The organism is Sphingomonas zeicaulis (genome assembly GCF_050433225.1).
Lineage (GTDB): Bacteria > Pseudomonadota > Alphaproteobacteria > Sphingomonadales > Sphingomonadaceae > Sphingomonas_D > Sphingomonas_D zeicaulis.
This window is the reverse complement of the sequence record NZ_JBNPXQ010000011.1, coordinates 62,411-74,896: the sequence shown is the minus strand read 5'-3', so window position 1 is coordinate 74,896 and position 12,486 is coordinate 62,411. Positions and strand designations below refer to the sequence as shown.

The window sequence follows — 12,486 nt, the reverse complement described above, 5'->3', positions numbered from 1 at the left end:
AGGGTTTTGGCACGCTGCCCGGTGCCCAATGCGCGAAATCGGCCAGAGACTGTCGAAATTTGCTCACTCGAACTCGCCGCGTCGGGCTCCTCGCCCGCGTCCAAAATCAGTCATCGCTTCTCTCAAAAGGCTGTTGTGTGCGCGCGCGACGTTCCGATCTCGGTCACGAACGACTTATTCCTTCACTCACCCATGATTACTTCAATTCCTGATGACTCAGGCCGGAACGCGGTATCAATCAATATGAGAAAGAGTGAATTTCTCGATCGTGAATCGTGAGCAATTTATTCTTTCATGCGGAAACAGCATATTTATTTCACAAGTTTATTTAATGGGATCAACATCAGCTCTTGCACACAATAGGAGCTGCAGCATGTCAGTAGAGCTTTTCTGGCGCCTTCCTACCCACGGAGACGGCCGCAAGGCGCATGACAAGCACACAAGGGGCGAATGGAACAAGCTCGCAGCTGAGCTCCGCAAGGCTCCCGGCCTGAAGAATGGTCATCCGGACGGCTTCACCTATATCGACTATCTGGGTCAAATTGCGCGCGCGGCCGAGATCAACGGTTTCGACGGCGCGCTGGTGCCGACGAGCGCGATCAGCGAGCAATCCTGGATCGTCGCCGCCGCACTGGCCCGCGAGACCCGCCGCTTGCGTTTCATGGTCGCGCACCAGGCGGGCTATACCGAGCCGCACTTTGCCGCGCAGACCGCTGCGACGTTGCAGCGCGTCTCGGGCGGGCGTGTCGATATCAACATCATTACCGGCGGTTCCTCCAGGGCGCAGCGTGCGATCGGCGATTTTCTCGATCATGACAGCCGCTATGCCCGCACCGGCGAGTTCCTCGACGTGTTCCGGCGCTACTGGACGGAGGCGCCGCTCAATCATCATGGCGATCTTTACAGGATTGAAGATGGCGGTTTCCGCGCGCCGCTGAGCGACACGCCGCTGCCGGGCATCTATTTTGCCGGATCGAGCGAGCCCGCGATCGACGTCGCCGCCGATCATGCCGACGTCTATCTGGTATGGGCGGAGCCGCTTGCCGGCAATGTCGAGCAATTCGATCGGGTCCGCCAGGCGGCGGCAAGGTGCGGGCGGCTCGACAAGGTGCGCTTCGGTGTCCGCGTCGACATCATCGCGCGGCCCACCGAAAAGGAAGCGTGGGACGAGGCCCGCCGCCTGTTCGCCACCGCGACCCAGGCATCGAAGGCGCTATTCGGCGAACTGGGCCGCGACAACAAGAAGGAAGCGGCCACCGAATCCGCCGGCGCGCAGCGGCAATGGGCGCTGCACCAGGGAAGGACCGACAATTTCGACGACCTGATCGTCGCGCCCAATCTGTGGGCGGGCATGTCGATCCTGCGCGGGGGGCCGAGCTGCGGGCTGATCGGCAGCTATGCGCAGATCGCCGACCGGCTGGCCGAATATGTCCAGGCCGGCACGTCCTCCTTCATCCTCGCCAGCAATCCGCATCTCGAGGAAGCCTATAGCGTCGGCGAGGAAGTCCTGCCGCTGCTCGGCCGCGCGATCAGCGGCCTCCAGAACGAACGCGTCCGCGCGGCCTGAGGAGAAGAGACATGGTGACTCACGCGATCGATACCCTCTGGTACACGCGCTGTTCAGTGCCGACGCCGTTCAGCTTCGCCGCCCAGTTCGGTTGGTTCGAGCAGGAATTCGATGGTGACGGCATCGCGGTACGATCGCTGCGGGAATCCAGCAGCAGCGACGATCTCGCCTCGCATTTCGACCACCACCTTCCCAACTCGTTCAGGCAGGGTGGCAGCGTGCCGGCGATCTGGGCGCGGGCAAACGGTGAGGACACGCGCGTCATCGCGCTGACCTGGACCGACGAGCACCAGGCGATCATCGCCCTGCCCTCTACCGGAATCCGCAGCGCGCGCGATCTGGCAGGGCGCCGCATCGGAATCCCCGACCATGCGATCACCATCGATCACAACCGCGCATCGGCGCTGCGCGCATTCGCGCTGGTGCTCGCCCGCGAGGGGCTGTCGCTCGCCGACGTCGAGCAGGTCGACCTGCCGGATGAGCGCGAGGCCGGCGACGCTGAGATCCGCCGCGGCCTCTCACCGCTCGGCCGCCGGCGTCACACCTATACCAGCGAAGCGCGGGCGCTGGCTGCCGGGCTGGTCGATGCGATCTATGTGAAAGACGTGCGCGGCCATGAGGTCGAGCATCTGCTGGGAGCGACGGTGGTCGTCGATATCGGCGCCGATCCCGACCCGCTGCTGCGCGTGAGCAACTGCACGCCGCGGCCGCTGACGGTGAGCGGCGCGCTGCTCGATCATCGGCCCGACATCGTCGATCGCTTTCTCGCACGGGTCGTCGCGGCCGGCGAATGGGCGGCGCGCGATTCCGAGGGAACGGTGCGCAACATCGCCAGTGAAACCGGCTGGTCGCAACCGGCGGTGCGCCGCGCCTTCGGTCCGCACGTCCATGAGCATCTGCGTGCGGAGCTCGATCCGGGCGCGATCGCCGGGCTGGACGCGTTCATCAGCGATCTCGCGGCGCGCGGCTTCATCGAGCGGGACTTTCCCGCGAACGACTGGATCGACCCTGGCCCGCTGGAACGGGTGAAGGCATCGCTCACCACATTGGCGCCGCTGCTGGGGGCGTGAACGACACCGCCAGCCGTTCCAGCGCCATCGACCTTCCCGGCCCCGTCTCCTTCATTCACCGCTTCATGCTGCTGGCGGCGGTCAGTGGCAGTTCGATCGCGCTCGGCCGGATCGCCAGCCAGCTCTTCGCCATCCATCTCGGCGCGACGCCGCTCCAGATCGGCGTGATGCTGGGCGCCGAGCAGGCGATGATGATGTCGATGGCGATCCCGGCCGGCTTCCTGATCGCGCGGGCGGGGCGGCGCTTCAGCTATTTCACCGCCAGCCTCGGGCCCATGCTGGTCTATCTGGCGATGCCGTTCATTGCGGTCTGGCCGTGGCTGGTCGCGGCGCGTGCGCTGATCGGGCTGTGCATTCCGTTCCGCATGGTGTCGATGAACACAGCCTTCCTTCAGCAACTGCCGCGGATCGGCAAGGCGAAGGCGGGCTGGTATCGCGGCTCGCAGACGGTGGGGTTGGCGCTGGTCGGCCCCTGGCTGGCGGCGTGGGTCTCCACCGACATGGGCTATGGTGTCGCCTTCATCGCCTCGGGCATCATGTTCGGCGTGATGGGCGCGGCCAGCCTGAACTTCTTCCCCGAGGCGTCGGGAGCGCCGCCGCCGGAGGAGCAGCAGGCGCCCGTGCTGCACGAACTCCGCACATTGCTGCGCAATCGGACGATCTTCGAAAGCTGCCTGATCGAGCATGTCTCGAGCGCGACGACGACCTTGTTCTCCAGCTTCATCCTGATCCTCGCGATCAAGGGGCTGGGCCTGCCGCGCACGGGCGCGGTTTCGCTGATCGCCATCCAAGGGTGCACCACGGTGGCGTCGCTGTTCCTGCTGGGGCGGCTGTTCGCGCGGTTCAGTCGACGCGGTGGCTATCTCTGGTCGCTGGTCGCGGCGACGGGTGCGCTTTTGTGCCTGGGATTTGCGGGCGATTATGCCACGCTTGCCGCGGGCGCCGTGCTGCTCAGCCTCGCCTCGACCTCGATCCACTTCCAGTCGATGACCCTGCTCAGCAACAGCAGCGCCAACAAGAGCAAGGCGTCCGGCCTGTTCAACCTCGCGAGCATGTCGGGAAATCTCGTCGGTTCGCTTGGCGGTGGCGCCCTGAGTGCGATCGGTTCGTTGCAGAGCATCTATCTGATCTGGATCGTGGTTCCGATCACCGCTGCCATCCTGATCGCGCTGCGATCGCGCCGCGACGACCATTAGGGAAGCGACGGCCGGCGCTTTTCGCGCCGGCCGTCGATCGGTTTCAGGGGCGCGCGTGGATCCGTTCCCAGGCGGCCTCCAGCGGGCGTCGATCGACCCAGGAAGCGAGGGCGAAATCGCGCTCCAGGAAGCCGTGCACCCACAGGAAACGCTTCTGCTGCTCGAACAGCGCCAGCCGCTCGTCGGACAGGTCGGGATGAAGCGTCGTGTGGAAGCCGTTGCCATAGGCTTCCTCCACCGCGGAACGGCTGCCGCGGGTCTCGCCCTCAAGCACCGTCAGCACGTCGGACAGATTGTCGCGTGCCCAAATGGCCGCCCGCAGCGTCTGCTCGAGGAAGGTGACGAGATGGTCGAAATGCTCCTCGATCAAAGTCTCGTGCACGGTGATCGGCCGCGGCGTGCCGTTGTTCACGCGGAAGCGCTTGTCGGGCAGCGCATCGAGATCAATGCCCACCTTGACCCCCGCCGCGCGCGCGCCATCGACCGCCGCGGCACCCTTCACATAGAGCGCGTCGACCTTGCCGTCGGCGAGATCCTGCAACGCCCAGAGCTGACGCAGCCGGCCGGCATCGGCATCCGCCGACACCCGGCGGCGGCTTTCCACCTCGACGAGTTCGACATCGTCCAGCGTGAGCCAGGCGGAGGCGAGCGCCCCCTTGTAGCCGGCCAGCGACATGCCCCGCGCGATGCTGGAGCCGCGGGCATGCGATGCGATCTCATGGTCGGTCCAGGTCGGCAGGCCGAGCTTCCGTCCCTTGAGGTCCGCCGCCGAAGCGATGCCCGATCCCGGACGGACCAGGATCGCCTGCCGTTCCTCGATCCAGGTCAGCCCGACAAGCTTGGTCGGCTCGCCCTGCGCCCGCGCCGCGATCGCCAGGATGTTGCCGCCCTCGCGAACGAGCGTCGGCAGGCGGTGATCATAATGATGGTGGCGCAGCGGGCCGCTTTCCTCCTGCAGGGTGCGGACCTTGATCCCGGCCTGGCCGAAGGCCTCGTCCAGCCAGCCGCGCCGATATGCCAGACCGGTCGCGGTCGGGACCGGACAGCGCGTGAACCAGATTTCAGAGAGCGTCGCCTGCCCTTCCTCCTCGCGATCGATGATGTCTTGCGTTGCCGTTGCCATGCGTCGTCCTTTCCTGCGGGTGGTGAATTCAATCGGCGGGTGCCAGCGACTGCAGCGCATGCAGCTGCGCGTAGACCCCGTCGGGCCTGCCGATCAGCGAGCGATGGTCGCCGGTCTCGACGATGCGGCCGCTCTGCATGACGAGGATGCGATCGGCATTGCGGATCGTCGTCAGCCGGTGGGCGATGACCACGGATGTCCGGCCGGAGAGCAAGGTCGCCAGCCCCTCCTGAACCAGGCGCTCGGACTCGGAATCGAGCGCGCTGGTCGCCTCGTCGAGGATGATCAGGTTGGGATCACGCAGCAGCGCGCGCGCGATCGCGATCCGTTGCTTCTCGCCGCCCGACAGCCTTACACCGCGTTCGCCGGACAGGGTTTCATAGCCGTCCGGCAGCGAGCGTACGAAATTGTCGGCATTGGCGGCGCGGCTGGCGGCATAGACCTCTTCCAGCGTCGCTTCCGGCCGCGCGAAGCGGATGTTCTCGGCGATCGTATCGTTGAACAGAGCGACATCCTGAAGCACCGCGCCGATCTGGGCGCGCAGCGATGCCTGGCGGAAGCGCCGCAGATCGGTGCCGTTGATCAGCACCGCGCCTTCCTGCGGATCATAGAAGCGCATCAGCAGCTTGATGATCGTCGACTTGCCCGACCCGCTCTGCCCGACCAGCGCCAGCATCTGGCCCGGTTCCACGCGAAACGAGACGTCGTGCAGCGCCGGCGTGGCCTTGCCCGGATAGTGGAAGCCGACGTGGCGGAACTCGATGGTATGAACAGGGCCGAGATCGATCGCGTCGGGCGCATCGACCACCGTCGGCGCGACATCGAGCAGTTCGACCAGCCGCTCCGCCGAGGCATCGACCTCGCCCGTGGTGTTTACCAGCCGTGTGACCGGTGGGATGCCGTTGATCATCGTCTGGGTGAGGGTGAGCACGAGCAGGATGTCGCCCACCGAATAGGCCCCACCAAGCGCGCCGCGCGTGACGATGACGACGGACAGGACGATCGCGACGGTATTGACGATGTTCAGGAGGACGCCCGAATGCTGCTGGATCGCCTGCTCCACGGTGCGCGTCGCCCACCATTCGACCTGGACATCCTCGTAGCGGCGCTTGATCGCGGCTTCGCCGGCAAAGCTGCGCACGGTGGCGATCTGGCTCACCATCTCGCTGAGCAGCCCGCTCATCTTGCCGACCAAGCCGTTCCATTTGCGCTTGAGCGGCCGCGTCTTGCGGACCTCGCGGAACGACATTGCGAGGTTGAAGGGGATGACGAGCAGCATGATGAGGCCCACCGCAGGCGCCTTGACCAGCAGCACCGCGGTACCGAACACGAGTTGCAGGATCGTCGCCAGCGTGCCCTCGCTGAGCTGGAACAGCCACATCGTGATGCTGGTGACCGCACCGAAGCGGTCGAGAATCTCGCCGGTGCGCGTGCGCTCATAATAGTCGATCGACAGATGCGTCATGTTGTCGAACACCCGGCGCCGCAAGGTGCTGACCGTGTTGAGCCACAGCGAGTCCGATTGCCGTTCGAGCAGATAGCTGAACAGCACGATCGCCAGGCGGAGCGCAACGAAGCCGAGCAGCGCCAGTGCGACCGCGGCTTCGGCGGCCGACAGATCGATCCGCCGCGCGAGCAGCGCCGCGATCGCATCGACGATGTGGCGGAAGATGTAGGGGGTCGCCGTCCCCGCCAGGCCGATGATCGCGCTTGCGGCGATGATGATCGCGATGCGCCAGCGATATTCGGGTATGAGAGTAACGATGCGCCAGATGTTGTTCACAGCGCGCTGCCCGCCACGGACAGCCAAACCACGGTAAAGACGCGATTTCTGCCGCCCGGACTGCCGGTGCGATATGACTGAAGCTCGTCTTTGCCAATCCCAAGAATTTTTTCGAGAATTGAATCAGTCACTTGAGCCCATGCCTATATACTAGTTTTCCGGTAGAGATTAGGATTTTTATCCACGGACTGACAATCTCCCTTTTCCGGGAACTCAGCCGTCGCCGTGGAGAAATGGTCGAGGGTCGCATGGATCGTATTGCCGCTGTCAGAGCGTTCATCGGCGTCGCCGAATTCGGCAGCTTCAATGGTGCGGCGCGGGCGCAGGGCGTTTCTCCCAGCGTCATCACGAAGCATATCCAGTTCCTCGAGCAGGATCTGGGCACGACGCTGCTGCAGCGGAACACCCGCCGCGTGGTGCTGACCGACGCCGGCTCGCTGTATCGCGAGCGGTGGTGCAAGATCCTGCTGGACATCGCCGCCGCCGACGCTGCCGTAGGCGAGGATCATCGCGAGATGAAGGGAAGCCTCAAAATCGGCGCACCGGCTGCGTTCGGCCGGGTCGTGGTCGCGCCGCTCGCGGTGAGCTTCCTGCGCGAGCATGGCGGCGTCGCGATCGATCTCGTCTTCAGCAACAGCGCAACCGATCCGCTGAGCGCGAAGGTGGATGTGCTGTTCAGGGTCGGCGCGCCGCCGGCGATCGATCTCGCCAGCGTCAGCGCGCGCCGGCTGGCGAGCTTTCCGATGATCCTGTGCGCCTCGCCCGACTATCTCGACCGGTTCGGCGAACCGGCTTCGATCGAGGCGTTGCGCGACCATGTCTGCGTCAACCGAATCCTCGCCGGCCAGTCGGGCGGCAGCCCATGGCGGTTCGTGCGCGCCGGAGTTCCGATAGAAGTGCCGACCAGCAGCGCGATCCGTGCCAATTCCGCCGATGCGGTGATCTCGGCTGGAATTCATGGCCAGGGCCTGATCTATCTGCCGGCCTGCCTTGTGCAGGATCAGTTGCATGCTGGTCGGTTGCGCCGGATCGAGTTCGACGCGGAGATGGGCGAAGCGCCGCTTTCCGCGCTCTGGCAGAACGATCGCCACGTCCCGGCGCGGCTGCGCGCCTTCGTGAATCATTGCGCGTCGCATCTGCCGACGATGGACGTCACTCACCCCGTCGCTCATTGACGCGCTGCCATGCGGGGCGCCGCCGTCCCGTCCCACCAGGCAGCGAGCAACCAGTCATAGGGCCCGAAATAGAGCGGCGCGCGTTGCGGCCGCTTGAGCCGCCGCTGGTAGATCAGGTAGTGATTGTCGAGATAGCGCCAGGGCAGCACATAATGATTGTGCATCACCACCCGATCGAGCGCGCCCGCAGCCGCGCGAAGTTCGGCCGGGTTCGATGCATCGAGCAATTTGCGCGTAAGTGCGTCGACCGCGGGAGAACGCACGCCCGCCAGATTCTCCGAGCCGGGGACAGCTGCATCGGCGCTGTTGAAATTGCGCCAGATTTCCGGGCCGGGATCACGTGCCTTGCGCAATGCGATCGGCGTGAAATCGAACGCGAAGCGGCGCAGGCGCTGACGATCCGCAGTGGGATCGGCGATGCGCCGCCTGATCTGTACGCCGATCCTGGCAAGGTTGTTGTAATAGGCATCGAGCAGCACGTTGCCGCGACCGCCGGGCACTTCGAGGGTGAAGGCTTCCCCCCTGGCATTGCGGAGCACGCCATCGACATTGCGCCATCCCGCTGCGGCCAGCAGATGCATCGCCAGTCGCATGTTGGCGCGTAGCCCACCGGGCGTATCGGTGCGCGGCTGAAGCACCATCGGCCCGAACACAGCGGGCGGGAGCTGGTTGCGATAGGGTTCCAGCAGCGCGCGTTCCGCCGGGCCGGGCAACCCGCGCGCTGCGAGCGGGGAATTGGCGAAGAGGCTGTCCTGCCGCTCGAACTGGCCGTCGAAGATCTTCTCGTTCAGCCATTCCCAGTCATAGACGAGGCTGAGCGCACGCCGCACGCGGATGTCCTGGAACCGCTTCTGGCGCAGGTTGAACACATAGCCGCTCATTGCTGCGAGCGAATGGTTGGGGACCTTTTCCTTGACGAGGTCGCCGCGGTCGAAGCGGCGCCCGATGAACTGGCAGCACCAGTAGCGCATCCGCGTTTCGTTGAAGAAATCGAAGTCACCGGCCCGCATCGCCGCGACCTGCGCATCCGCATCTTTGTAGAATTTGTAGGTGATGCGATCGAAGTTGAACCCGCCGCGACGGCTGGGAACGCGAGCGCCCCAGTAGCGCGCGTTGCGGCGATAGACGACGGAAAGCGGGCCGTAGCGATCGATCGTATAGGGGCCGCTGGCGATCGGCTGTTGCAGGCCCAATTGGCCGAAGCCGGTGCGCTTGCCATCCTTGCCCACGCCCCACCGCGCCGAGAAGACCGGCAGGCTGCCGGCAACGAACGAGAGGTCGCGGCCGGCGCGCGCGAATTCGAAGCGCACGGTCCGGCGATCGATGATGCGGACCGACCTGATCTCGGCAAAATAGGAATGGAAGCGCGGACTGGCCTGCGCCGAACGCAGCATGTCGAACGAATATTTGACGTCGGCAGCGGTCACCGTCGTCCCATCGCTGAAGCGGGCGGCGGGATTGATGTGGAACCGCACCGAGCGCAGGTCGGGCGCGAGCGCGATATCGTCGGCCAGCAGCCCGTATTGGGTATTGGTTTCGTCGAGGCTGTTGACCGTCAGCGTCTCGAATACCAGTTCTAGCAGACCCGGCGCGGCATTGCCCCTGAGACTGAACGGGTTGAACTTGTCATAGCCGTTCTTCTGGTCGATCAGCGATAGATTGACCGAGCCGCCCTTGGGCGCGTTGGGGTTCACATAGTCGAAATGGGTGAAGCCGGCCGGATATTTCGGCTGGCCGAACTGCGCCACGGCATGCGCGCCGCGCGCTACCGGCGCCCAGCATCCAAGGAGAAGTCCGGCGATCAATATGGTCGCAATGGGTTTCATCGGTCACTCGACGAGGGTTGCAGCGAGGCCTGCACGAGGCTGGCGGTGTAGGGATGGCCCGGTGCCGCGATCAGCGCCTGGGTTTCGCCGGTCTCCACGACCTCGCCCTCCTTCAGCACGTAGAGACGGTGCGCGAGGGCGTTGACGACGGCGATGTCGTGGCTGATCAGCACATAGCTGAGCTGATGCTTCTTCTGCAGTTCGACCAGCAGATCGAGCACCTGGTTCTGGATCGAGACGTCCAGCGCCGATGTCGGCTCATCGAGGATCACCACCGACGGCTTGAGGATCAGCGCGCGCGCGATGGCGATACGCTGGCGCTGGCCGCCGGAGAACTGATGCGGATAGGCATTGAGCGCGACATGTTCGAGGCCGACCTCGGCGAGCGCCGCCTGCACGTGTTCGCGCCGCTCGGCCGAACCGAGTTCGGGTGCATGGATCTGCAATCCCTCCCCAACCGTCTGCTCGATCGTCCGTCGCGGCGAAAGCGATCCGAACGGATCCTGGAACACCACCTGCAGCCGCGCGCGCAGGGCGCGCCGTTCCCGTGCGGACTTACCGGCGATCGGGCGCCCCTCGAAGCGGATCTCGCCGCCCTGCGGACGCAGGAGATCGAGCATGGCAAGCGCCAGGGTCGACTTGCCCGAACCCGATTCCCCGACCACGCCGACCGTCTCCCCCGCACGCAGATGGAGATCGGCATCCCTGACCGCGGCGAACCGCCCCGATCCGATCAGGCCGCGCCAGCCTGGCAGCGGCTTGCGATATTCGACGCGCAGCCCTTTGGTTTCGAGCAGGATCGGCGCGTCGTCGCGCAGCGGGCCGACCTTGCGGACGGGCACGCTGTCCAGCAGCTTGCGCGTGTAGGGGTGACGCGGTGCCGCGAACAGCGCCTCGGTGGTATTTTCCTCGACCAGCCGCCCGCGCTCCATCACCGCGACGCGCTCGGCGAAGCGGCGGACCAGTTGCAGGTCGTGCGTGATCAGCAGGATCGCCATGGGCGTACCGCGCGCCGCTTCCTCGCGTTGCAGGTCGAGCAGCAGCTTTACGATGCGCGCCCGCACCGTCGGGTCGAGCGCGGTGGTCGGCTCGTCGGCGATCAGCAGCCGCGGGCGGCAGGCCAGCGCCATCGCGATCATCGCCCGCTGGCGCTGACCGCCCGAAAGCTGGTGCGGATAGCTGTCGACGCGCTGGTCGGGCTCCCTCACGCCGGTGCGCGCAAGCAGTTCGATCGCACGGATGCGCGCCGCACGCGCGCCAAGCCCCTCGTGCAGCGCAAGCGTCTCGGCGATCTGGCTGCCGATGGTGTAGACCGGGTTCAGCGCAGTCATCGGTTCCTGGAAGATCATCGCGACGTCGCTGCCGCGTATGCGCCGGATTTCCGCATCGCTCTTGGTCAGCAATTCCTCACCGTTCAGCCGGATGCTGCCCGAAAGGTCCGCCTGCGCGGCGAGCCGCAGCACCGACAGCGCGGTGACGGTCTTGCCCGATCCGGATTCGCCGACCAGCGCCAGCCGCTCGCCGGCGGCCACCGTCAGGCTCAGCCCATCGACCACCTGCCGCGCGCCGAAGTGGATCGAGAGACTCTCGATGGAGAGAAGCGGCGCGGTCATGCCCGGCCCACCCGGCGAGAGGCCGAATGAAGGTTCAGCGCGTCGCGCAGCGCCTCGCCGATGAAGGTCAGCAGCAGCATCGTCGTCACCAGCGCGCCGAATGCCGCGACCGAGATCCACCAGGCGTCGAGATTCTCCTTCCCCTGCAGCAGCATCCGCCCGATGCTCGGCGCGTCACTGACCCCCAGCCCGAGAAAATCGAGGCTGGCGAGCGCCATGATCCCGGCGCTCATCCGGAACGGCAGATAGGTGATCACCGGCGTCAAGCTGTTCGGCAGGATGTGCCGCACCATGATCTGGATGCTGGAGAGACCCAGCGCGCGCGCCGCCTTCACATATTCGAGCTGGCGGTTGCGCAGGAATTCGGCGCGCACATAGTCCGAGGCGTGGACCCACCCGAACAGCGTCATCAGCAGGAACAGCACGATGAAGCTCTGGTTGAACAGCGATGCGAAGATGATCAGCAGGTAGAGTTCGGGCATCGCGCCCCACACCTCGATCAGCCGCTGCGCGACCAGATCGACCTTGCCGGCGAAATAGCCCTGGATCGCGCCGATCACGACGCCCAGCAAGGTGCCGACCACGGTCAGCGCCAGCGCGAAGCTCACCGAAATGCGGAAGCCGTAGATGAGCTGCGCGAGGATGTCGTAGCCGGTTGGATCCGTGCCCAGCAGATTGTCCGAACTCGGCGCGCTGGGATGATGGGCACCCTTGGCATAGTAAGAGATCGTGTCGAACCGGTAGGGGTTCAGCGGGTAGAGCGCGAAATTGCCGCCGGTCTGGAGTCGTTCGCGGATGAAGGGATCGAGATAGTCGGCCTGGATCGGCAGATCGCCGCCGAAGGTCGATTCCGGATAGTCCTTCAACAGCGGAAAATAATATTCGCCCTGGTAGGATATCAGCAGCGGCTTGTTGTTCGAGACGAACTCGGCGCACAGGCTGGTCGCGTAGAGCAGGACCAGCAGGATAAGGCTCCAATAACCCAGCCGGTGCCGCCGGAACGCCTGCCAGCGCGTCGCCGGGCGTGGCGACGTCACGCGGGCTATGGGATTCTTGACCGGAACGAGCGCCGGACGTTCCTCGACCTTCGCTTCGCGGTCGATCAGCAGGGCGGTGATCGGTGAGTTCATGGC

At 65.4% G+C, this 12,486-nt stretch carries 9 protein-coding genes; 4 read left to right on the top strand and 5 right to left on the bottom strand.

Annotation, left to right across the window (positions count from 1 at the left end; all coding sequences use genetic code 11):
* Positions 1 to 373 precede the first annotated feature (373 nt).
* The 3 genes from FHS96_RS26040 to FHS96_RS26030 are packed head-to-tail and all read left to right on the top strand — an operon-like array spanning position 374 to position 3,833.
* The gene (locus tag FHS96_RS26040; RefSeq protein WP_429598763.1) at positions 374 to 1,567 is read left to right on the top strand and encodes an LLM class flavin-dependent oxidoreductase; all 1,194 of its coding nucleotides are present in this window, start codon (positions 374 to 376) and stop codon (positions 1,565 to 1,567) included.
* A gap of 11 nt (positions 1,568 to 1,578) precedes the next feature.
* Entirely contained in the window at positions 1,579 to 2,637 is a 1,059-nt protein-coding gene (locus FHS96_RS26035) for an ABC transporter substrate-binding protein (protein ID WP_429598761.1), read from the top strand.
* Positions 2,634 to 3,833, top strand: coding sequence for an MFS transporter (locus tag FHS96_RS26030; protein WP_429598759.1), 1,200 nt, complete (start codon positions 2,634 to 2,636; stop codon positions 3,831 to 3,833). The genes FHS96_RS26035 and FHS96_RS26030 overlap by 4 nt, the downstream gene beginning before the upstream one ends.
* Before the next feature lie 43 nt (positions 3,834 to 3,876).
* Here the strand turns inward: FHS96_RS26030 and FHS96_RS26025 are convergent, their stop codons facing one another.
* On the bottom strand, positions 3,877 to 4,956 hold the full coding sequence (locus FHS96_RS26025; RefSeq protein ID WP_429598757.1) for an ABC transporter substrate-binding protein: 1,080 nt from the start codon (positions 4,954 to 4,956) through the stop codon (positions 3,877 to 3,879).
* 28 nt (positions 4,957 to 4,984) lie between these two features.
* Positions 4,985 to 6,739, bottom strand: coding sequence for an ABC transporter ATP-binding protein (locus tag FHS96_RS26020; RefSeq protein ID WP_429598755.1), 1,755 nt, complete (start codon positions 6,737 to 6,739; stop codon positions 4,985 to 4,987).
* A gap of 248 nt (positions 6,740 to 6,987) precedes the next feature.
* Between FHS96_RS26020 and FHS96_RS26015 the strand changes: the two genes are divergently transcribed.
* Positions 6,988 to 7,914: a LysR family transcriptional regulator gene (locus tag FHS96_RS26015; protein ID WP_429598753.1), complete on the top strand. Its 927-nt coding sequence runs from the start codon at positions 6,988 to 6,990 to the stop codon at positions 7,912 to 7,914.
* Here FHS96_RS26015 and FHS96_RS26010 read toward each other — a convergent pair.
* The 3 genes from FHS96_RS26010 to FHS96_RS26000 are packed head-to-tail and all read right to left on the bottom strand — an operon-like array spanning position 7,908 to position 12,483.
* Positions 7,908 to 9,740, bottom strand: coding sequence for an extracellular solute-binding protein (locus FHS96_RS26010; protein WP_429598751.1), 1,833 nt, complete (start codon positions 9,738 to 9,740; stop codon positions 7,908 to 7,910). The two genes, FHS96_RS26015 and FHS96_RS26010, sit on opposite strands and share 7 nt — an antisense overlap.
* Positions 9,737 to 11,353: an ABC transporter ATP-binding protein gene (locus FHS96_RS26005; protein ID WP_429598749.1), complete on the bottom strand. Its 1,617-nt coding sequence runs from the start codon at positions 11,351 to 11,353 to the stop codon at positions 9,737 to 9,739. The genes FHS96_RS26010 and FHS96_RS26005 overlap by 4 nt, the downstream gene beginning before the upstream one ends.
* Positions 11,350 to 12,483: an ABC transporter permease gene (locus tag FHS96_RS26000; RefSeq protein WP_429598747.1), complete on the bottom strand. Its 1,134-nt coding sequence runs from the start codon at positions 12,481 to 12,483 to the stop codon at positions 11,350 to 11,352. Before FHS96_RS26000 ends, FHS96_RS26005 begins: the two co-directional genes overlap by 4 nt.
* Between the last annotated feature and the right edge of the window lie 3 nt (positions 12,484 to 12,486).